This is a genomic window from Rhodovulum sulfidophilum DSM 1374 (assembly GCF_001633165.1).
GTDB lineage: Bacteria > Pseudomonadota > Alphaproteobacteria > Rhodobacterales > Rhodobacteraceae > Rhodovulum > Rhodovulum sulfidophilum.
Genome location: NZ_CP015418.1, coordinates 3,985,047 through 4,005,077, shown reverse-complemented (window position 1 = coordinate 4,005,077; position 20,031 = coordinate 3,985,047). Strand labels below are relative to the sequence as shown.

At 67.7% G+C, this 20,031-nt stretch carries 19 protein-coding genes; 9 read left to right on the top strand and 10 right to left on the bottom strand.

Translation table 11 applies throughout. The annotated features are described in order from the left end of the window. Window positions 1-15 precede the first annotated feature (15 nt). Window positions 16-903, bottom strand: a complete 888-nt coding sequence (locus tag A6W98_RS18510) for a glutathione S-transferase (protein ID WP_042464153.1) — start codon at window positions 901-903, stop codon at window positions 16-18. Between the two features lie 200 nt (window positions 904-1,103). Here A6W98_RS18510 and A6W98_RS18505 point away from each other — a divergent pair, with 200 nt between their 5' ends. From A6W98_RS18505 to A6W98_RS18485, 5 genes are all read left to right on the top strand, one after another. Next, window positions 1,104-1,982 carry an RNA polymerase factor sigma-32 gene (locus A6W98_RS18505; protein ID WP_042464151.1) on the top strand — a complete coding sequence of 293 codons (879 nt, stop codon included), beginning with the start codon at window positions 1,104-1,106 and terminating at the stop codon, window positions 1,980-1,982. After that, window positions 1,979-2,797 carry a ChaN family lipoprotein gene (locus tag A6W98_RS18500; RefSeq protein ID WP_231098309.1) on the top strand — a complete coding sequence of 273 codons (819 nt, stop codon included), beginning with the start codon at window positions 1,979-1,981 and terminating at the stop codon, window positions 2,795-2,797. The genes A6W98_RS18505 and A6W98_RS18500 overlap by 4 nt, the downstream gene beginning before the upstream one ends. A 90-nt stretch (window positions 2,798-2,887) precedes the next feature. Then, complete coding sequence (gene coaBC, locus A6W98_RS18495; protein WP_042464149.1) at window positions 2,888-4,084, top strand: bifunctional phosphopantothenoylcysteine decarboxylase/phosphopantothenate--cysteine ligase CoaBC; 1,197 nt, start codon at window positions 2,888-2,890, stop codon at window positions 4,082-4,084. After that, complete coding sequence (gene dut / locus A6W98_RS18490) at window positions 4,081-4,548, top strand: dUTP diphosphatase (protein WP_042464147.1); 468 nt, start codon at window positions 4,081-4,083, stop codon at window positions 4,546-4,548. The genes coaBC and dut overlap by 4 nt, the downstream gene beginning before the upstream one ends. Then, window positions 4,548-5,585, top strand: coding sequence for a HesA/MoeB/ThiF family protein (locus A6W98_RS18485; RefSeq protein ID WP_042464144.1), 1,038 nt, complete (start codon window positions 4,548-4,550; stop codon window positions 5,583-5,585). Before dut ends, A6W98_RS18485 begins: the two co-directional genes overlap by 1 nt. A gap of 8 nt (window positions 5,586-5,593) precedes the next feature. Here A6W98_RS18485 and A6W98_RS18480 read toward each other — a convergent pair whose 3' ends face one another. Next, window positions 5,594-6,466: a cation diffusion facilitator family transporter gene (locus A6W98_RS18480; protein ID WP_042464142.1), complete on the bottom strand. Its 873-nt coding sequence runs from the start codon at window positions 6,464-6,466 to the stop codon at window positions 5,594-5,596. A 61-nt stretch (window positions 6,467-6,527) separates the two neighbouring features. Next, window positions 6,528-7,049: an SH3 domain-containing protein gene (locus A6W98_RS18475; RefSeq protein WP_052678117.1), complete on the bottom strand. Its 522-nt coding sequence runs from the start codon at window positions 7,047-7,049 to the stop codon at window positions 6,528-6,530. Window positions 7,050-7,145: 96 nt separating this feature from the next. Between A6W98_RS18475 and A6W98_RS18470 the strand changes: the two genes are divergently transcribed. From A6W98_RS18470 to A6W98_RS18455, 4 genes are all read left to right on the top strand, one after another. After that, on the top strand, window positions 7,146-8,132 hold the full coding sequence (locus A6W98_RS18470) for a 2-hydroxyacid dehydrogenase (protein WP_042464141.1): 987 nt from the start codon (window positions 7,146-7,148) through the stop codon (window positions 8,130-8,132). Window positions 8,133-8,142: 10 nt separating this feature from the next. Continuing rightward, window positions 8,143-9,597, top strand: a complete 1,455-nt coding sequence (locus A6W98_RS18465) for a glycosyltransferase family 39 protein (RefSeq protein ID WP_168161842.1) — start codon at window positions 8,143-8,145, stop codon at window positions 9,595-9,597. Continuing rightward, window positions 9,594-11,060 carry an ArnT family glycosyltransferase gene (locus A6W98_RS18460; protein ID WP_042464137.1) on the top strand — a complete coding sequence of 489 codons (1,467 nt, stop codon included), beginning with the start codon at window positions 9,594-9,596 and terminating at the stop codon, window positions 11,058-11,060. The genes A6W98_RS18465 and A6W98_RS18460 overlap by 4 nt, the downstream gene beginning before the upstream one ends. Window positions 11,061-11,173: 113 nt before the next feature. Continuing rightward, entirely contained in the window at window positions 11,174-13,663 is a 2,490-nt protein-coding gene (locus A6W98_RS18455) for a GcvT family protein (RefSeq protein ID WP_042464135.1), read from the top strand. Window positions 13,664-13,691: 28 nt separating this feature from the next. On the opposite strand, the gene A6W98_RS18450 is transcribed toward A6W98_RS18455, so the two are convergent. From A6W98_RS18450 to A6W98_RS18420, 7 genes are all read right to left on the bottom strand, one after another. Then, window positions 13,692-14,135, bottom strand: a complete 444-nt coding sequence (locus A6W98_RS18450; RefSeq protein ID WP_042464133.1) for an EF-hand domain-containing protein — start codon at window positions 14,133-14,135, stop codon at window positions 13,692-13,694. A gap of 103 nt (window positions 14,136-14,238) precedes the next feature. Continuing rightward, window positions 14,239-14,595 (bottom strand): carboxymuconolactone decarboxylase family protein, encoded by a 357-nt coding sequence (locus A6W98_RS18445; protein WP_042464132.1) that lies wholly within the window; start codon window positions 14,593-14,595, stop codon window positions 14,239-14,241. 54 nt (window positions 14,596-14,649) lie between these two features. Then, the gene (locus tag A6W98_RS18440; RefSeq protein WP_042464130.1) at window positions 14,650-15,330 is read right to left on the bottom strand and encodes a DUF938 domain-containing protein; all 681 of its coding nucleotides are present in this window, start codon (window positions 15,328-15,330) and stop codon (window positions 14,650-14,652) included. After that, window positions 15,330-16,409, bottom strand: coding sequence for an NAD(P)/FAD-dependent oxidoreductase (locus A6W98_RS18435; protein WP_042464128.1), 1,080 nt, complete (start codon window positions 16,407-16,409; stop codon window positions 15,330-15,332). Before A6W98_RS18435 ends, A6W98_RS18440 begins: the two co-directional genes overlap by 1 nt. Before the next feature lie 463 nt (window positions 16,410-16,872). Next, on the bottom strand, window positions 16,873-17,946 hold the full coding sequence (locus A6W98_RS18430; RefSeq protein WP_042464126.1) for a BMP family ABC transporter substrate-binding protein: 1,074 nt from the start codon (window positions 17,944-17,946) through the stop codon (window positions 16,873-16,875). A gap of 61 nt (window positions 17,947-18,007) precedes the next feature. After that, on the bottom strand, window positions 18,008-18,940 hold the full coding sequence (locus A6W98_RS18425; protein ID WP_042464124.1) for an ABC transporter permease: 933 nt from the start codon (window positions 18,938-18,940) through the stop codon (window positions 18,008-18,010). Further along, on the bottom strand, window positions 18,940-20,025 hold the full coding sequence (locus tag A6W98_RS18420) for an ABC transporter permease (RefSeq protein WP_042464122.1): 1,086 nt from the start codon (window positions 20,023-20,025) through the stop codon (window positions 18,940-18,942). Before A6W98_RS18420 ends, A6W98_RS18425 begins: the two co-directional genes overlap by 1 nt. Window positions 20,026-20,031: the final 6 nt, after the last annotated feature.

Below are 20,031 nucleotides of genomic sequence, written 5' to 3'. Positions count from 1 at the left end.
CGAACCGGGAAACGGCTACGCCTGCTTGGTTACTGAATGGTAAATGGCAGCGACCTCGGGAAAGGCCTCGGGATCGTTCGCGACCATGTCGCGGGCGCTGAGAGTGGCAAAGCCGATGATGGCGCCGTTGATTTCGAGGAAATGTGTCGGGGGGCGGCCGGTGACCGGGCAGGCGGCATTGATCGCGGGGCCATGTGCGACGGCACGGGCCGGTACCGGCTCGGGGCCTGGCCAGGGCAGGTGCGGCAGATCCATCGCATGGGGCTCGGGGGCGTAGCGGAATGTCAGCCCCTCGGCGCGCCAGCGGCGGAAGGCCGGGTCGGCCAGATGCTGGGCGACATAGGCGGCGGCCGCATCGCCGACCGGCAGGCCATAGGCCGCGATCCGGGCCGCGACCGGGGCGAAGAAGACGTCGGCGAGGCAATAGCGCCCGAAAAGCCAGGGCCCGCCTGCGCCGAAGCGGGTCTGCGCCTCGGTCCAGAGCGCCTGCAGCCGGTCGAGCTCGGCCAGCAGCTCGGGCGGTGGCCGGAAGCCGTCATAGGACCGTATCAGCGCCATCGGACAGTGCGATCGCAGCGCGGCAAAGCCCGAATGCATCTCGGCCACCAGCCAGCGCGCCCGCATCCGAGCCGCCGGATCGTCGGGCCAGAGCCCGGCCTCGGGATGGCGCTCGGCCAGGGTTTCGGCCATGGCCAGGGTGTCGCCAAGCGGTTCGCCCCCGGGCATCATGAGCGCAGGCACGAATCGCGCGGGCGCGACCGGCGTCAGATCGGCGGCGAGCGTTCCGGTATAAAGCCCGACCTCCTCGACCCGGAAGGGCAGGCCGAATTTCTCCAGCATCAGCCAGCCGCGAAGGGACCAGCTGGAAAAGGTCCGGTCGCCGATGAAAAGCACATAGGTCATGGGCCGAGCCTATCCTGCCCGCGGCGGCGTCCAAAGCGCGATTTCGTGATGATGCCGATCACTTCCTTTCTGTTCTGTGCGGATGTGCACACAATCGACGCGTGATTGTTTCGAAAAGTTCAAGCTCTTGTGTGGTCCGGAACCAGATCGCGCGCGTATAGTTTAGAGAATGATAAAACTCTGTCTGACGGGAACATGGCATGGCATTTGACGGATTCGATGCGAACTCGCTGTCGCGTCAGGCGATGAAGGCGGAGCTTCTGGACGCCGAGACCGAGCTCAGGCTGGCCTATGCCTGGCGCGACGAACGCGACGAAGCCGCACTGCATCGTCTGATCACGGCCTATATGCGGCTGGCGATCTCGATGGCGGCAAAGTTCAAGCGCTACGGTGCGCCGATGAACGACCTGATCCAGGAGGCGAGCCTCGGGCTGATGAAGGCCGCCGACAAGTTCGACCCCGACCGGGGCGTGCGCTTCTCGACCTATGCGGTCTGGTGGATCAAGGCCTCGATCCAGGACTATGTGATGCGGAACTGGTCGATGGTCCGCACCGGGTCGACCTCGAGCCAGAAATCGCTGTTCTTCAACATGCGCCGGGTTCAGGCCCGGCTCGAGCGCGAGGCGGCGGGCCGGGGCGAGACGCTCGATCGTCACCAGCTGCGCCAGATGATCGCCTCCGAGGTCGGCGTGCCGCTGCATGATGTCGAGATGATGGAAGGCCGGCTTTCGGGCTCCGATTTCTCTCTGAACGCCACGCAATCGACCGATGACGAGGGCCGCGAATGGATCGAGACCATCGAGGATGACAGCGCGCAGGCGGCCGATCTGGTCGAGGATGGGCGCGACCGGGCGCAGCTGCGCGGCTGGCTGGTCCATGCCATGGGTCAGCTGAACGACCGCGAGCGCTTCATCGTCAAGGAGCGCAAGCTGCGCGATGACCCGCGCACGCTGGAAAGTCTCGGCAACGAGCTGGGGCTGTCGAAGGAGCGCGTGCGCCAGCTCGAGGCCGCGGCTTTCGGCAAGATGCGCAAGAGCCTTGAAGCCCAGTCGCCCGAGGTGTTTCACTTCCTCGCGTGAGACATGTTGCAAGAATCGCCGCGCTGGCCGCGGCCCTGACCGCCACCACCGCCGGAGCCGAGGAGATCGGCCCGGCGGATCTGTCCTCGCTTCCCGCCGCCGATGTGGTGGTGCTGGGCGAGACCCATGACAACCCCGAACAGCACGCCAATCAGGCCGCCGCCGTCAGGGCGCTGGCCCCGAAGGCACTGGTCTTCGAGATGCTGACGCAGGGGCAGGCGGCAAAGGTCACGCCGGGGCTCAGGCTGGATGGCGTCGCGCTTGGCCAGGCACTGGGCTGGGCCGAGTCGGGCTGGCCCGATTTCGCGATGTATTTCCCGATCTTCTCGGCCGCGCCCGAGGCGCAGATCTACGGCGCGGCGCTGCCCCGCGACGAGGTACGGCGGTCGGTGACGGAAGGTGCGGCCGCGGTCTTCGGGGATGCGGCGGGGCTCTATGGGCTCGATACCCCCTTGCCTGCGGCCGAGCTGGACCAGCGGATCGACGACCAGCGCGAGGCCCATTGCAACGCGCTGCCCGAGCATCTTCTGTCCGGTATGGTCGAGGCCCAGAGGCTGCGCGACGCGTCGCTCGCGCGTGCCGCGCGTCAGGCGCTGGACGAGACCGGCGGGCCAGTCGCGGTGATCGCGGGCAACGGGCATGCCCGCACCGACTGGGGGCTGCCGGCGGCCTTTGCCCGCGTCGCACAGGACGCGCGGCTGATTTCGGTCGGGCAGATCGAGGGCGCCGCGACGGGCGCGCCGCCTTATGACTACTGGCTGGTCACCGGGGTGGCCGAGCGCGACGATCCCTGCGCCGAGCTGACCGGCGGCTAGCGACGCGGCGGCGGTGCTTGTCTCGGGCCTGTCCGGGGCCTAAGACATTCTTTCCAAGGGTTTGGTGCAAGAGGCTGACGGGCGGGCGGCATGGTTTCCGGCAAACGCATTCTTCTGATCATCGCGGGCGGGATTGCCGCCTACAAGACGCTCGATCTGATCCGCCGCCTGCGCGAGCGGGGGGCGGCGGTCACGCCGGTGATGACGGCTGCGGCCGAAGGCTTCGTGACCCCGCTTTCGGTCTCGGCTCTGGCTGGCGAGGCGGTGCATCGCGACCTCTTCGATCTGACCCGCGAGGCCGAGATGGGGCATATTCAGCTCTCGCGCGCGGCTGATCTTGTGGTGGTGGCGCCTGCGACGGCGAACCTGATGGCGAAAATGGCGGGCGGACTGGCCGACGATCTGGCCTCGACCCTGCTGCTGGCGACCGACAAGGCCGTCCTGCTGGCGCCCGCGATGAATGTAAGGATGTGGACCCATCCCGCGACCCGGCGCAATCTGGCGATGCTGCAATCGGACGGTATCCGTTTTGTCGGGCCGACCGAGGGCGACATGGCCTGCGGCGAATACGGGCCGGGGCGGATGGCCGAGGTGCCCGAGATCCTCGCCGCGATCGAGACGGCTCTGGGCGCCGGGCCGCTTGCCGGACGCCGCATCGTCGTGACCTCGGGCCCGACCCATGAACCCATCGATCCGGTCCGCTACATCGCCAACCGGTCCTCGGGGGCGCAGGGCACGGCGCTGGCCCGGGCGCTGGTCGCGCTGGGCGCAAAGGTCGTCTTCGTCACCGGACCGGCCTCGGTTCCGCCGCCCGCGGGGGTCGATCTCGTGCGGGTCGAGACAGCGCGCGAGATGCTGGCCGCGGTCGAGGCTGCGCTTCCAGCCGATGCGGCCGTCTTTGCTGCCGCCGTTGCCGACTGGCATGTCGCCAATGCCGCCGATCGCAAGATGAAGAAGGACGGCTCTGGCCGGGCGCCAGCTCTGGATTTTGCCGAAAACCCCGACATCCTGGCCCGCATCGCCGGGCGGGCCGAGGGGCGGCCGCGCCTCGTTGTGGGCTTTGCCGCCGAAACCCATGACGTCGAGGCCCATGCCGAGGCCAAGCGCGCGCGAAAGGGCTGCGACTGGATCCTGGCCAATGACGTCTCGCCCGCGACCGGCATCATGGGCGGGGCCGAGAACGAGGTCTCGCTGATCACCGCGGCCGGCGTCGAGACCTGGCCGCGCCTGCCCAAGGACGAGGTGGCCGCCCGGCTTGCGCGCCGGATCGCGGAGGCCCTGACATGAGCCCGCGTCTCGAGATCGTGTGGGAAGACTGGGCCGATCGAGATCTGCCGCTGCCCGCCTACCAGACCCCCGGCTCGGCCGGGGCCGATATCCGCGCGAACCTGCCGCCCGAGATCCGGGACGAGGGGCTGACCCTCGCGCCGATGGAGCGGCGGATCGTGCCCACCGGGTTCCGGATGGCCTTTCCGGTCGGGTTCGAGGTGCAGATCCGTCCGCGCTCGGGGCTGGCGCTGAAGCACGGGATCACGCTGCCCAACACGCCCGGCACTATCGACAGCGACTATCGCGGGCCACTGGGCGTGCTGCTGGTGAATTTCGGCGGCGAGCCCTTCACCATCCGCCATGGCGACCGGATCGCGCAGATGATCGTGGCGCCGGTGGTGCAGGCCGCCTTCGAGGTGGTCGAGGACCTTGACGAGACCCTGCGCGGCGCGGGCGGCTTCGGGTCGACGGGGCGCGGCTGATGGGGCTGGTTCTCGGAATCGCGCTGGTCTTGTGGTCGGTGGGAATGCTCCTGCGGCTGTCGCGTCAGCTGCGCTGGGGCATGATCGCGGGGCTATATCTGGCCGTCCTGATCGTGCAGATCGTCATGCCCGAGGGCCATGCGCTGCGCCATGCCATCGGTGGCACGCCCGAGGGCTGGGCGGCGCTCGGCGTCGTCGGGCTGCTGGTCGTGGCCTATCGCGGCGTTCTCGGCGCGCTCAAGCGGCGGGTTGCGCGCGAGGTGGTGCCGATGGCGCCCAAGGGGCCTCTGAAGCCGGTCGAGCTTGACCGCTATGCCCGCCATATCATGCTGCGCGAGATCGGCGGGCCCGGCCAGCGCAAGCTCAAGGATGCGCGGGTCCTGGTGATCGGGGCAGGTGGGCTCGGATCGCCCGCGCTGCTCTATCTGGGGGCGGCCGGGGTCGGAACCATCGGCATCGTCGATGACGATTATGTGGATCTTTCGAACCTGCAGCGTCAGGTGATCCATACCGATACCCGGCTCGGGATGCCCAAGGTGTTTTCCGCGCAAAAGGCCATTCTGGCACAGAATCCCTTCGTCACCGTGCGCCCCTACAGGCGCCGGCTCGACGAGGCCACGGCCGAGGCGCTCTTTCCCGATTACGATCTGATCCTCGACGGCACCGACAATCTCGAGACCCGCTATCTGGTCAACCGGATGGCCGCGCGCCTGGGCAAGCCGCTGATCGCCGGCGCCATCACCCAATGGGAGGGCCAGATCAGCCTGTACGATCCGGCCCATGGCACGCCCTGCTACCGCTGCATCTTTCCAGAGGCTCCGGCACCCGGACTGGCGCCGACCTGCGCCGAGGCGGGGGTCATCGGCGCACTTCCGGGCGTCATCGGCGCGATGATGGCGGTCGAGGCGATCAAGACCGTCACCGGCGCGGGCGAGGGGCTTGGCGGACGGATGCTGATCTATGACGCGCTCTATGGCGAAAGCCGGATGATCACGCTTCATCCCCGATCCGGCTGTCCGGATTGCGGCGCCACCTGAGGCCTGGTTCAGCGCACCGGGTCGAAATGGATGATCACATCGGCGCCGGGAAACTCGTCGAGGATCGCATGTTTCAGCCGCGCGCCGATGTCATGGGCGTCGTTCAGGCTCTGCGCGCCGTCCAGCTCGATATGCAGGTTCACGAAGAGCCGCTGGCCCGAGCGCCGGGTCTTGAGGTCGTGAAAACCGCGCACGCCGGTGCAGCCCTTCGTCAGCGCCTCGATCCGCGCGATGGTCTCGGGCGGCGCGGCGCGGTCCATCAGCGCGTCCCAGGCGCCCTTGCCGATACCCAGCGCGCCGACCGCCAGCATGCCTGCCGCGGCCAGCGCGACCACGGCGTCGATCCGCATCAGACCCAGATTGGCGGACGCCCAGAGCGCGAAGATCGCGCCGATATTGGGCAGCAGATCGCCCAGATAATGCAGCGAGTCGGCGGCCACCACGCGGTTGCCGGTCTTGCGCGCGACCCAGCGCTGGTAAAGCACCAGAAGCGCCGTCAGCGTGATCGAGAGCGCCATTGCGACGATCCCGGGGCCTTCCTGCGACAGCGGTTCCGGATCGGCGGACAGAAGCCTTGTCATCGCCGCGAAGGCGATGATGCTGGCCGAGGCCAGGATGAACACGGCCTGTCCCAGCGCGGCAAGATCCTCGGCCGCGCTATGGCCGAAGGCATGGTCGTCGTCGGGCGGACGCGCGGCATAGAAGATCGCGGCCAGAGCCCCCAGCGACACCATCAAATCGAGCGCGCTGTCGGCCAGGGAGGCGGCGATCGACAGCGCCCCGGTCTGGCCCAGCGCCCAGAGCTTCAGCGCGACAAGCAGGATCGCGGTCGCGACAGAGGCAAGCCCGGCAGAGAGGTTCAGGCGCGAGGTTTCGGGCATGGCAGCAGGCTCGGTAAGCTGAGGGCTTCGGCTTATCAGCACTCTGCCCGCCGGGGCAAGCTCACTCGCGGATCTCGTCGGGATCGACGCCCCAGATCGCGGTCTTGGGTACCCAGCCGGACCCGCCATCGGCCTCGATCCGGCACCAGTCCGGCGTGCATTCGCCCAGCCGCGCGATCACCCCGATTTCGGCCTTGGCCAGCACTTCGGAATCGGTGCGGGGGGCACGGAGCAGCGGCAGCATGTCCTGATCGACAAGCACGGTGCGCACGCCCGACAGCAACGAGTAATGCATCCAGCCCCCGGCGCCGTCGCGGTCTCGGACTTGCCGCCAATGGCCGAATTCCGCCGTGATCTGCAGCGGGACGCCACGCCGGGTATAGACCCAGTCGATCCGGTGGCTGAGGCTCGGTCCCCGCCGCACATTGCCCAGGGTAGCCTTCAGCGAGACATAGCGCGGCAGCGGCAAATTGGTCACCCGCCCGCGCTCGGTCGCCTGGACGGGGCCCGCCCAGGGAAAGGAGCCGATTATAAACAGAAGGAAAATCGCCAATGTTGCGCATCTGCGCAGTACTGCCCGCATAACGTCCTGCCAGCTGGTTTCGGGGTCTTGTGCCGCGCCCCGATCTCGGACAGTTTGCCACTGACACAACGGGTTGAAAAGCAGGGAGGCCCAGCGATGCCGGCACAACGCCTCAGTGTGGTCGTGACGCGACGGTTGCCCGCGCCGGTCGAGACCCGGATGAAGGAGCTTTTCGATGTCGAGTTGAACGAGGCCGATGTCAAGATGAGCCGCGAGGCGCTGGTCGATGCGATGCGCCGGGCCGATGTGCTTGTACCCTGCGTGACCGACCTGATCGACCAGGCGATGCTGGCCCAGGCCGGTGACCGGCTCAAGCTGATCGCCAATTTCGGTGCCGGGGTCGACCATCTGGATGTCCAGACCGCGCGGCAGCGGGGCATTCTGGTCTCGAACACGCCCGGTGTGGTGACCGAAGACACCGCGGACATGACGATGGCGCTGATGCTGGCGGTGACGCGCCGCATCCCCGAGGGGCTGCATGTGATGCAGGCGGGCGAATGGCGCGGCTGGGCGCCGACGGCCTTCATGGGCGGGCGTATCGGCGGCCGGCGGCTCGGGATCCTCGGCATGGGCCGGATCGGTCAGGCCGTGGCACGGCGTGCCCGCGCTTTCGGCATGCAGATCCATTATCATAACCGCAAGCGGCTTCGCCCCGAGATCGAGGAGGAATTCGAGGCGACCTACTGGGAAAGTCTCGACCAGATGGTCAGCCGGATGGACGTGATCAGCGTGAATTGTCCGCATACGCCTTCGACCTTCCATCTGATGAATGCACGACGGCTCAAGCTGATGAAGCCGGATGCGGTCATCGTCAACACGTCGCGGGGCGAGGTGATCGACGAGAATGCGCTGACGAGGATGTTGCGCGCGGGAGAGATCGCGGGCGCCGGGCTTGATGTCTTCGAACACGGTCACGAAATCAACCCGCGGCTCCGCGAATTGTCCAATGTCGTGCTCCTGCCGCATATGGGGTCGGCCACGATCGAGGGGCGCGGCGAGATGGGCGAAAAGGTGATCATCAATATCAAGACCTTCGCCGATGGGCACCGACCGCCGGATCTGGTCGTGCCGAGCATGCTCTAGGCGCATGGCCATGGACGAAGCGGCCGATCGGCGGGCAACCGCGATTTTCCTTCTTGCAATCTCGGTCTATTTCGCCGCGCAGGTCGGTCTGCGGCTGGTGCTGGGCGGCGCCTATGAGACGGATGAGGCCGAGATGCTGGTGATGACGCCCGGGCTGCGGCTGGGCTACGGTCCGCAACTGCCGCTTTACAACTGGCTTCAGCTTGGCTTTTTCGAACTTTTCGGGCGTGGGCTCTTGGCGCTGAGCCTGTTGAAGAACCTGCTGTTGTGGCTGACCGCGCTTCTGGCCTTCCTGGGGCTGAGGATCTGGCTGCCCGCGAGCGGGGCCGCGCTTGCGGCGCTGTCTCTCTTTCTTCTGCCCGATTACGCTTGGGAGGCGCAGCGGGCCACGACCCATTCCAACATGCTGCTTGTGACCTCGGCCGCGACCCTTGCCGCCTTTCTTTGGGCGGTGAAGGGGGGGCGCCTGATCGCCTGGGCCCTGCTGGGCATCGCCATCGGGCTTGGCGGCCTGGCCAAGTACAATTTCTACCTCGTGCCGCTGGGGCTGGTCCTGGCCGGGCTGACGCTGACGCCGCTTCGGGCCCAGATCCTGCGCCGCCGGGCCCTGATCGCGCCCGCGATTGCCGCTGCCATCGTTGCCTTGCCCTATCGCTGGATGATCGCGAACCGCGACCTGGCCTTCTCTTCTGTCGGCAAGCTGCAGCTCGAGGCCGAGCCGGTCCGGCAGATGTTGCCCGCGGGCCTGCTGCGTCTGCCCGAGGGGCTGCTGGCGCTGCTGGGGCTGGCGCTGATCGTGGCGGCCGGGCTCTGGCTGTTCGGACGGAGCCGGGGCAAGCCGGTCGGTCCGGGGCCGGTCGCGGCGCTTCTGCTGCGGGCCGCGATCGTCGCGACCCTGCTGACGGCTGTCGGTGTCTGGCTGGCCCAGGCCGGGACGCTCACCGCGCGCTGGCTGCTGCCGCTGGCCTTCCTGTCGGTCCTCGGGGTTTTCGCCGGTCTGGCGCCGCGGCTCGGGCGCGGCGGACGGGTCGGGCTGGTGGCCTTCCTGGGGCTCGTCGCGCTGCTGGTCCTTACCGGGCTGACCTATGACCGCTTCAAGGAAGGCGCCCGGCGCGATGTCGACTTTTCCCTTCTGCCCGAGCGGCTTGCCGCCATCGAGGGCAGCGAGGGCCTGCCCGTCATCGCCGAATTCTACACCGCCGGGAACCTTGCGGCGCGCGAGCCCCAGCGCCCTGTCGCGCCCTATCTGCCCTTCGCCGCGCGACGCTTCGAGGGCGAGACGGTTCTGTTCCTGCTGCGCGAGACCGTGCCGCCCAGCTTCGAGGTCGGGCTGGTGCGCGCGGGGTGGCCGGCTTCCGCGCGGTTCGACATTCTCTCCGAGGGGGATTTCACACTGCCATATATGCATTCCGACGAGGACATGCCGTTCCGCTACGTCCTCGCGAGACCCGTCGCGCAGCCATGACCGAGGCAACCGCGTCGCGCCCGGCTTTCCTGTTCCTGCTGACGCTTGCCGCCTATTTCGCGGCCCAGGTTGGTTTGCGCGTCGCGCTGGGCGGCAGCTTCGAGGGGGACGAGGCCGAGATGGTCGTCCTTGCCCGGGACTGGCATTTCACCTCCGGATCGCAGCCGCCGCTTTACAACTGGTACCAGACGGTCTTCTTCGATCTGTTCGGGGTGAACACGCTGGGGCTGGTGCTGGCCAAGAACCTGATGCTGTTCGCGACCTATGCGACGATGTTCCTCGCCCTTCGCAAGCTTGCCGGGGATCGTCCGGCCATGGTGGGCGCGCTTGCCCTCGGCCTGATCCCGAACCTTGCCTGGTGGGCGCAGCGGACCGGCTCGCACAGCATCGCGCTGGCGGCCATGACGGCGCTGACGGTGGCGGCCTTCCTTGCGCTTGTCAGGCGGCCGGGGCTTTCGCGCTATCTGCTTCTCGGGCTGGCGGTCGGGCTCGGGGGGCTTGCCAAGCCAAATTACTGGATGGTGCCGCCCGCGCTGATCCTGGCGGCGCTGTCCACCGCGACCTACCGCGCGGCGATCCTCGACCGGCGGATCTGGCTGTCTGCGGCGCTGGCGCTGGGGGTCGTGGCCGTCCCCTATGCCGCCATGCTGGCCGAGCCGCTGGCGACCTTTTCAGATACCTGGGAATTCCGAAGCGGCAGCGGGGCAGAGCAGGTGGTCGCGATGTGGCCCGACGGGCTGCGCCACGTGGCCAAGGCGACCCTGGCCGAGCTGATCCCGGCGCTTCTGGCCGTGGGGCTGGCGCTGGGCTTCGGCGGCAAGGCCATGCGTCGGATCCCCGTTCCGCATCCCGAAGCGGCGCTTCTGATGCGCGCCGCGCTGATCGGGCTTGGCCTCGTGGCGCTGGGGGTGGTGGCAACGGATGTCGGGTTCTTCCGTAGCCGCTGGCTGTTGCCTCTGTTCGTTCTCGGCCTGCCGCCGCTGATGATGACGCTGTTCCAGCAGGCATCCGCCCGGGCATGGCGCAACTTTCTGCGCGGCATGGCCTGCCTGGCCCTGGTGATCCTTGCCGCGATCGCCGACACGCGCCTGCGCGGCGCGGGCAGCGATTCCCTTCGGGTCGATCTGCTGGCAGAGGCCATCGAGGAGGCCGTGCCCGATGTGCCGCCGCTGCTGGGGCCGCATTACTTCACCGGAAACCTGTTGCTGAACCGTCCCGACTGGACCGCGTTCCCGCCTTTCCCGACCAGTCGGCTGGAACATCCCACGGGCCGGGTTCTGGTTATCGAGGAGAAACGCCGCGAGGGCGAGATCATCGGCGCGATGCGCGAACAGGGCTACAGGGGCGAGGCGCCGCCCGCGCCGGTTCTGAGCCTTGATGTCCTTGTTCCCTATCGCTTCGACGAGGGCGAACCGCGGCTGATCGGCTTGTCGCTTTACGACTTCGGTCCCGGCTCCGACTGATTTGCCGCAGCTCCCGCGTCGGTTTCGTGCCATTTCCGGTCGGAAGGCCTCCGCCTTCCGGCCGATTTCCGGCCTAACTGGAGAAAAGAGCGGCAAGCAGGGAGACTCGGCCGATGAAGAACCATGTCAAGGCCCTGGTGGTGGGCGGCGGCGCCGTCGGCACCTCGATCGCGTATCATCTCGCCCGGGCGGGCTGGGACACGATGCTGCTGGAACGCGACGAACTCACCTCGGGCTCGACCTGGCATGCGGCGGGGCTCTTGCCCTATTTCAACATGTCCTTCGCGACGACCCATATCCATGACTACTCGATCCGGTTCTACAAGACGCTCGAGGCGGAAACCGGCCTCAATCCGGGGTTCAGCGTGGTGGGCAACCTGCGCATGGCCCAGAGCCAGGCCCGGATGGACGAATACAGGCTTTATGCCAGCACGGCCGAGACCTGCGGCGTGCCCTATGAATGGCTCACGCCCGCCCAGATGAAGGAGCGCTGGCCGCTGATGCGGACCGAGGATCTGGTGGGGGCGATCTTCCATCCCACCGACGGCTACATCAACCCCGCCGACGTGACCCAGGCCATGGCCAAGGGCGCCCGCCAGTTCGGCGCCACGATCGAGCGCAAATGGCAGGTCGACGGCTATCAATGGACCGGGTCGGAATGGCGTGTGACCCTCACGAAGATGGCGGAGAAGGGCGGTAACCTCGTGCCGACCGAGGAACAGACCGTCGTCACCGCCGAACATGTCGTCACCGCCACCGGCAACCATGCCCAACGGACGGCGCGGCTTCTGGGGCTGAAGATCCCGGCGATCCCGGTCGAGCACCAGTATATCGTCACCGAACCCGACCCGGCACTGGTCGAATGGCGCAAGGCCGGCAACCCGGAACATCCGGTCCTGCGCGATGCCGATGCCAAATGGTATGTGCGCGAGGAACGCGGCGGCTGGATCCTCGGTCCCTATGAGCGGAACGCGCCCGCGCGCTTTGCCTATGGCTGCCCCGACAGCTTCCGTGCCGATCTGTTCCCGCTCGATCTGGACCGGATCGAGGAGGAATACATGTCGATGATCCACCGTCTGCCCAGTTCGGAAACGGTGGGGCTGAAGGACGATTACAACGGCCCGATCTGCTATACGCCCGATGGCAACCCGCTTTTGGGGCCGGCGCCGGGGCTTCGGAACATGTGGCTGGCCGAGGGCTTTTCCTTCGGGATCACCGCCGCGGGGGGCAGCGGGTATTACCTCGCTCAGCTCATGACCGAGGGCGAGGCCGAGATCGACATGGGCGCGCTCGACCCACGGCGCTACGGGTCGTGGATGACGACCGATTATGCCGTGGCCAAGAACGAAGAGGCCTATGAGCATGTCTATATCCTGCACCATCCCGACGAGGAACGCCCCGCCGCGCGGCCGCTGAGGACGGCGCCCTGCTATGACCGGATGAAGGCGCTGGGCGCGCAATTCGGGCAGGTGAATGGCTGGGAGCGGCCGAACTATTTCGCCCCGGAAGGGTTCGACGACCATGCCGCGCGCAGTTTCCGGCGCGGCGGCTGGTGGGAGTATACGCTTGCCGAGGCCAAGGCCATCCGCGAGACGGCCGGGCTGATCGATGCCACGGCCTTTGCCAAGCATGTCGTTCGCGGTCCCGGCGCGACGGCCTTCCTCGACTGGTTCACCTGCAACAAGCTGCCGAAGGTGGGACGGGTCAACCTGACCTATGCCCTTACCTGCGCGGGCACCGTCCGGACCGAATACACCATCGTGCGCCAGGCCGAGGATGTCTATTATCTGGTCTCGGCCGGGGGCTGGCACGCCTATGACGAGGATTTCCTGCTGAAGGCGGTCGAGGACAAGGCGGCCGAGTTCGGCCCGGTGATCGTCGAGGATGTCACCACGCGCCATGGCGTCTTCGCGCTGGCGGGGCCCAATGCCCGGGCGATCCTGGCCGGGCTGATCCGCGATGCGGATCCCGCGACGGCGCTGTCGAACAAGCGCTTCCCCTGGCTATCGGCCCGGCAGATCGAGCTGGGCATGGTCCCGGTCAACGCGCTTCGCGTGGCCTATACCGGCGAACTGGGATGGGAGCTGCATCACCCGATAGAGATGCAGAACCACCTTTTCGACCGGCTGATGGAGGCAGGCGCCGCGCATGGGCTGAAACCTGTGGGCGCGCGGGCGCAGAACTGGCTGCGGCAGGAGAAAAGCTATCGCGCCTTCGGCACCGAACTCGGGCGCGATGCGACGCCGCTCGAGGCCGGGCTCGACCGTTTCGTCGATCTGTCGAAGGAGTTCCACGGCAAGGCGGCGATGGAGGGCAAGGGCATCCGCTCGAAATGCGTCACGCTGCTGATCGACGGGCCGGAGGATGCCGATCCCTGGGGCCGCGAGGCGCTTTATGACGGCGAAACCCGGGTCGGGCGGCTGACCTCGGGCGGCTATTCGGTCGCCTTCGGCAAGTCCATCGGCATGGGCTATGTGCGGCCCGACCTGGCGGTGCCGGGCACGCGGCTGAGCGTCAGGATGTTCGATGCGCTCTGGACCACCGAGGTGGTCGGGGACAGCCCCCACGATCCCTCGAATGCGCGGATCCGGGCGGACGGCTGAGCCGACCGCCCCATTTCACCGCTGCCGGTCAGCGGGCGGAGACGTCCCAGAGGGTGAGCCGCCCGTCGCCGTCGCGGTCATGCATCGCGAACCACTCATAGGCGGCCAGCCGGAATTCGGCGAGCTCGATCAGGTCGTTGCCGTCGAGGTCGTTGCGCATCAGCTTCTGGCCCTTGACCACGACCTTGCGCTCCTCGGCCTCCTGGCCGCGGAAATAGGCCAGCGGGCCGCGGGCCCGGTCGAACCCGGCGGCTTCGGCGGCGTCGAGATGGCGGTCGCCATTGGTGTCGAACTCGGCGAAGATCCGGGGGGCCTGGGACTGCAATTCGAAGCGGCTGATCGTGCCGCTGCGGTCGGCATCCCATTTCTCGTAGAGAATGGGCGCGCGCTGGGTGTCCGCGCTCGCGGCCCCTGCGGCGAGGGCAAGAGCGAAGCCCGACAGGGCAAGGACGGAAAGGGTGGGGCGGCGCATCGGAGGACTCCTTGGTTCGCGGTGTCCAAGAGGTAGTCGCATCCGGGGCCTGCGGCAACTGCAACAGGGGCAGGGCACCCGGAGGCGCCCCGCCCGCGCGGGCCTATTCGGCGGCCTGCGCCTTTTCCTCGATCAGATGGTCGTAGCATTCCATCGCCTCGGCCGCATACATCATGGCCGGGCCGCCGCCCATCTGGATCGCCATGGCCAGCACGTCGCCGACCTCTTCGCGGGTGGCGCCGACACGCACCAGGGCCTCCATGTGCAGCACGATGCAGGCCTGGCAGCGCTGGGTGATCGCGATGCCGAGGGCGATGAATTCCTTGGTCTTGAAGTCAAGCTCGCCGCCTTCCTTCACGGCCTTGCCGAGCGCGCCGAACGCCCTGGTCTGGTCGGGAAGGGCCTTGTTCAGGCGACGCAGCTGATCCTTGGTTCCATCGCGTTTTGCGGTCCAGTCCATGTCTGTCTCCTCTGCTCCGAAGATGAGTCGGAAATGCGATTTACATTGACCTAATTAATGATTTCGTTGCGCGATCACAGAGGGCTGACGGAAAATTATTGTCAGGTTATTCGCAGGCATGGAAATCTGTGCCTCAAGCCGCAGCCCGGCCGCCTTGCCCCGGTCCGCGACCCAGGCCACCGGCTTGTAGCCGATCCCGGGGTTCTGGGCGATCAGGCTGGCATGGAAGGCCGCATCGCCCGGGCTGGCAAAGCCCTCGTCGCGCAGGAAGGGGCCGTAGATCGCCAGCATGCCGCCGGGGGCAAGCGCCCGGGCGGCCTCGGCGATCAGGGTCTCGGCCTGCGCATCGGGCACGAGGTGCAGGATGTTGCTGGCAAAGATCAGGTCCTGCCCGGCATGAGAGGCCGCCCAGCCCGGCTGACAGGCGTCCAGAGCCAGCGCAGGGCGCAGGTTCGGCAGGGCCGCTTCGGCCGCCCAGGCGTCGATCGAGGCGCGACGCTGCGGGTCGATCTCGGTCGGCTGCCAGGCCAGCCCGGGCAGTCGCGCGGCCAGGCGGACCGCATGCTCGCCGGTGCCGGAAGCCAGTTCCAAGGCGCGGCCACGGGCGGGCGCCACGGTTTCCAGCGCCGCGCAGATCGCCTCGGCATTGCGCAGGGCCGAGGGCGCGCTGAGCCGCCCGCCTGCCTCCGGCGTCGCGAGCGAGGCGCTGTCGGGCAGGGTCAGCCGCTTCGGCATCAGCCGAACCGGGCCGGGCTGAAAGCGGGCGCGAGGCTGCGCCGAAGCTCTGAGGCGCGGTCGCCGAGGATATCGGCGGCAAGCTCGCTGGCGGCGGGCGAGGTCTGGATGCCGAAACCGCCCTGTCCCGCATGCCAGAAGAAGTCCTGATCGCGCGGATCGGGCCCGATGACCAGCAACCGGTCGGGCGCGAAGGTGCGCAGGCCGGCCCAGTTGGCCTCGACCCGGGTCACCGGTTCGGTCACCATTTCCTGATAGCGATCCAGCCCCTCGGCCAGCACCATGTCATCGGCATAGGCATCATGCGGCGGCATCGGGTCCTCTTCGGCGGGCGAGACCAGAAGCTTGCCCGCTTCGGGCTTGCAATACCAGCGTTCGCCGGCGCCGATCACCATCGGCCAGGTGCGGATGTCATGCCCCGCGGGGGCCGGAAGCTGTGCCATCGAGCGACGCATCGGGGTGAGGCCCAGCGGTGTCAGCCCGGCCAGCCGGGCAATCTCGTCGGCCCAGGCGCCGGCGGCATTCACCAGGATCCGGCCCTCGGCGATGTCGTCTCCGGTCCGGACCTGCCAGCCGGTTGCGACCCGGGCGATGGCGGTGACCCGACGGCCGGTCTCGATGCGGCTGCCCTGGGCGCGGATCTCGCGGGCGAAGTTCTGCAGCAGCCGGTCGGTATCGATATCCCAGGCGCGGTCGGTGAGCCCGGCAAAGGCGAGCGGCCCCGGCGCCAGGATCGGCACCCGCGCCCGGGCCTCGGCGGGGGATATCTGCGCAAGCGCCATGTGACGGCAATCCCGCTCGAAGGCGGCGCGGTCTTCGGCGCGGGCGATCACCATCAGGTCCCGGGGCGTCAGCACGCCGCCATTGGCTGTCTCGTGATAGGCACGCCCGGCGCGGTTCAGCGTCACGATTTCGGGCGCGCCCAGGCATTCGTCGAACAGCGCGGCCGAGCGGCCCGAGGCGTGGCAGCCCAGGGCCTTCTCGGCTTCGAAAAGCGTAACCCGGCCCAGATGCGACAGCCGCGCTCCGACCGAGACCCCGGCGATGCCGCCGCCGATGACGATGAAATCCGTTTCCATGATGTGAGATAAGCACAAGCGCAGGGCAGAGGGAATCCCCTGCCGCAGGCCGCTCTGACGACGGCGTGTGCATCTGACCGGACCCCGTTCGGTCTTTGACCGGGTGCCGTCCGTTCGCTGGCGCCCTCACCGAATAGCCAAGCCGGGCTGTTCGGGGCGGATATTTCGAAGACCGGCGCCGCAGGAGGCCTGACCACCTCAGAAACCGGTCGCCTCAAGGGATCCGAGCCAATGGTCGTAGCGCCCCAGAACCGGCCCAGCAGCACATGCCGGAGGACTTTTCCCGCGCTGGATAACGTTACGTAACATAGCAGATTCGTCCATGCCATGAAAACACCCTGCCTCGCCGTCGGCGGGCGAAGTGGGCCTTTTGCGGATTTCCGCGTGGCCGCAGGCCCTGGTCGAAACGACACAGGGCCCGCATAAGCGGGCCCTGTCCTGGCGGTTACGTCGGCTTTCGGGGTTATTGCGGGATCTCGCCCGTCAGGCCCTCGACGAAGAAATTCATGCCGAGCAGGGTGGCGTCATCGGCAACCTCGCCTTCGGCCAGCCAGGGCGATCCGTCCTGCTTGTTCAACGGCCCGGTGAAGGGGTGATAGTCGCCGCTGGCCAGCGCGGCCTTGAGGGCCAGCGCCTCGGCCTTGACGTCCTCGGGCACCGCGCTCGAGATCTCGCCGATCTTGACCATGCCCGGGCCGATGCCGTCCCAAGTGTCGTCGCTTTCCCAGGTGCCGTCCAGCACGGCCTGGATGCGCTCGATGTAATAGGGGGCCCAGTTGTCGATGATCGAGGAAACCCGCGGCGAGGGCGCATATTCGGACATGTCCGAGGCCTGGCCGAAGGTGATGACATTGCCCGCCTTCTCGGCGGCGGCCTGCGGCGCGGTCGAGTCGGTATGCTGCAGGATCACATCGGCCCCCTGTTCGATCAGGGCGGTTGCGGCATCGGCCTCCTTGGCCGGATCGAACCAAGTATAGGCCCAGATCACCTTGAACTGGACGTCGGGATTGACCTTCTTGGCATGCAGATAGGCCGCGTTGATGCCGCGCACGACCTCGGGGATCGGATAGGAGGCGATATAGCCGACGATGTTCGATTCGGTCATGCGGCCGGCGATCAGCCCCTGCACGGCACGGCCTTCGTAGAAGCGGGCCGAATAGGTGCCGACATTCTCGGCGCGCTTGTAGCCGGTGGCATGTTCGAACTTCACCTCCGGGAATTTCCGGGCGACGTTGATGGTCGGGTCCATATAGCCGAAGGAGGTGGTGAAGATCAGCTTGGCGCCCGACAGCGCCATCTGGGTCAGCACGCGCTCGGCATCTGCGCCTTCGGGCACGCTTTCCTGATAGACGGTCTCGATCTTGTCGCCGAACTCGCGCTCGACCGCCAGGCGGCCCTGGTTATGCTCGTAGGTCCAGCCGCCATCGCCGATCGGACCGACGAAGACGAAGCCGATCTTGGTCTTGTCCTCGGCCTGGGCCGCACCGGCCAGCCCGAGGGCAAGCGCGGCGCCGGCCAGGATCGCGTTGAGTTTCATGGATGGATACTCCCGATGTTGTTGTTGCGGGCCTCGGTCGGCCCCCGGTGGTTGGGCGGCCTCAGGTCGAGGCGTGGAAGACCCGGCCGAGCGACGCCGGAGCGTTCAGGGCCGCGCGGCCGCGATCGGCCGACATGATGACCAGAACCAGAATCGTTACCAGATAGGGCGAAGCGGACAAGAGCTCGACCGGCACGGCCACGCCCGCCGCCTGCAGGTTCAGCTGCAGTACGGCGACGCCGCCGAAGAGATAGGCCCCGAGTAGCACCCGGGTCGGCCGCCAGGAGGCGAAGACCACGATCGCCAGCGCGATCCAGCCCGCGCCTGCGGTCATCCCCTCGGTCCATTGCGGCACCCGCACGAGGCTGAGATAGGCGCCGCCGAGCCCGGCGCAGGCGCCGCCGAAGGCAATGGCGGCCAGCCGGATGCGCACGACCTTGTAGCCGAGCGCATGGGCCGCGTCATGGTTTTCGCCGACCGCGCGCAGGATCAGCCCGGCCCGGGTGAAGCGCAGAAAGGCCCAGACGGCGGCCACCAGGGCAAGGCTCAGATAGACCACGGCATCATGCGAGAAGAGGATGCGGCCCAGCACCGGAATATCGGAGAGCGGGCCGAGATCGAGCCGCGCGGTCGCGGGCGGCTTGAGGCCGACATAGCGCTGCCCGATCAGCGCCGAGAGGCCGAGCCCGAACAGCGTCAGGGCCAGCCCGGTCGCGACCTGGTTCGACATCAGCACCTGGGTCAGAAGCCCGAAGACCAGCGACAGCAGCGCCGCGCCCAGCATCGCGGCGAGAAAGCCCAAAGCGGGGCTTCCGGTTTCGACCGCGGCGGCAAAGCCGCAGATCGCCCCGGTGATCATCATGCCCTCGACCCCGAGATTCAGCACGCCCGCCTTCTCGACCACCAGCTCGCCGATGGCCGCCAGCAGGATCGGCGTTGCCGCCACCATCAGCGAGGCGATCAGCACGACCGGATTGATTGCCGAGAGATCCATCACGCGACTCCCCGCCGGCCGAGCCGGATGCGGTAATTGGACAAGACATCGACCCCCAGCAGGAAGAAAAGCAGCATGCCCTGAAAGGCCTGGATCGCCGCAGCCGGGACGCCAAGCGTGAATTGTGCAAGTTCGCCGCCGATATAGGTCAGCGCCATCAGCAGCCCGGCCAGCAGGATGCCGACCGGATGCAGCCGCCCCAGAAAGGCGACGATGATGGCGGTAAAGCCATAGCCCTGGTTGAAGTCGATACTGACCTGCCCGGCGGGCCCCGAGACCTCGAACAGCCCGGCAAGCCCGGCCAGCGCGCCCGAGGCGCCAAGGCAGATCACCACCAGCCGGTTCGGGTTGACCCCGGCAAAGCGGGCCGCGCGCGGCGACTGGCCGGTCAGCCGGATCTGGAAGCCCAGCATGTGCCGGTTCAACAGCACATAGGCCGCGATCACCGCGATGAAGGCCGTAACCACGCCCCAATGCATGCCGGTGCCGGCGATCAGCTCGGTATTCGCGGCGGCGGGATATTGCTGCAGGTTGCGGCTGCCGGGAAAGCCGCCGCCCTCGGGATTGCGCATCAGCCCGAGCGCCATCGCCGCCAGGATCTGTTCGGCGACATAGACCAGGAGCAGCGAGACCAGGATCTCATTGGTTCGGAACCGGGTCTTCAGCAGTGCCGGGATCATCGCCCAGGCCCAGCCGCCCAGCCCGCCGGCCAGCACCATCAGGGGAAAGACGATAAAGGAGTCAAGGGGATAGAGCGCCAGCGCCACGCCCGCGCCACAGAGCGCGCCGATGATGTACTGGCCCTCGGCGCCGATATTCCAGATGCCCGCGCGAAAGCCGAGGCTGAGCCCGGTCGCGATCAGGATCAGCGGTCCGGCCTTGACCAGAAGCTGCGGCCGCGAATAGCTGGCGAATTGCGCGTTGAAGAGCGGATCCCAGAAAATGGTGCGGATCGCCGCGACCGGGTCCTTGCCCAGCATGGCGAACAGGATGCCGCCCGCGACCATGGTCAGCGCCACCGCCAGAACCGGGGTCGCGACCGTCCAGACGCGCGACGGCGAAGGCCGTTTTTCCAGCCTGATCAAGGGGCT

Excerpts from the sequence above, each read along its gene's own strand:
- A6W98_RS18505 (WP_042464151.1), top strand. The coding sequence starts at position 1,104 with ATGGCATTTGACGGATTCGATGCGAACTCGCTGTCGCGTCAGGCGATG.
- A6W98_RS18470 (WP_042464141.1), top strand. The coding sequence starts at position 7,146 with ATGCCGGCACAACGCCTCAGTGTGGTCGTGACGCGACGGTTGCCCGCG.
- A6W98_RS18425 (WP_042464124.1), bottom strand. The coding sequence starts at position 18,940 with ATGGATCTCTCGGCAATCAATCCGGTCGTGCTGATCGCCTCGCTGATG.
- A6W98_RS18440 (WP_042464130.1), bottom strand. The coding sequence starts at position 15,330 with ATGCCGAAGCGGCTGACCCTGCCCGACAGCGCCTCGCTCGCGACGCCG.
- A6W98_RS18455 (WP_042464135.1), top strand. The coding sequence starts at position 11,174 with ATGAAGAACCATGTCAAGGCCCTGGTGGTGGGCGGCGGCGCCGTCGGC.
- A6W98_RS18430 (WP_042464126.1), bottom strand. The coding sequence starts at position 17,946 with ATGAAACTCAACGCGATCCTGGCCGGCGCCGCGCTTGCCCTCGGGCTG.
- A6W98_RS18475 (WP_052678117.1), bottom strand. The coding sequence starts at position 7,049 with ATGCGGGCAGTACTGCGCAGATGCGCAACATTGGCGATTTTCCTTCTG.
- A6W98_RS18465 (WP_168161842.1), top strand. The coding sequence starts at position 8,143 with ATGGACGAAGCGGCCGATCGGCGGGCAACCGCGATTTTCCTTCTTGCA.
- dut (WP_042464147.1), top strand. The coding sequence starts at position 4,081 with ATGAGCCCGCGTCTCGAGATCGTGTGGGAAGACTGGGCCGATCGAGAT.
- A6W98_RS18480 (WP_042464142.1), bottom strand. The coding sequence starts at position 6,466 with ATGCCCGAAACCTCGCGCCTGAACCTCTCTGCCGGGCTTGCCTCTGTC.
- A6W98_RS18450 (WP_042464133.1), bottom strand. The coding sequence starts at position 14,135 with ATGCGCCGCCCCACCCTTTCCGTCCTTGCCCTGTCGGGCTTCGCTCTT.
- A6W98_RS18485 (WP_042464144.1), top strand. The coding sequence starts at position 4,548 with ATGGGGCTGGTTCTCGGAATCGCGCTGGTCTTGTGGTCGGTGGGAATG.
- A6W98_RS18435 (WP_042464128.1), bottom strand. The coding sequence starts at position 16,409 with ATGGAAACGGATTTCATCGTCATCGGCGGCGGCATCGCCGGGGTCTCG.
- A6W98_RS18510 (WP_042464153.1), bottom strand. The coding sequence starts at position 903 with ATGACCTATGTGCTTTTCATCGGCGACCGGACCTTTTCCAGCTGGTCC.
- coaBC (WP_042464149.1), top strand. The coding sequence starts at position 2,888 with ATGGTTTCCGGCAAACGCATTCTTCTGATCATCGCGGGCGGGATTGCC.
- A6W98_RS18460 (WP_042464137.1), top strand. The coding sequence starts at position 9,594 with ATGACCGAGGCAACCGCGTCGCGCCCGGCTTTCCTGTTCCTGCTGACG.
- A6W98_RS18445 (WP_042464132.1), bottom strand. The coding sequence starts at position 14,595 with ATGGACTGGACCGCAAAACGCGATGGAACCAAGGATCAGCTGCGTCGC.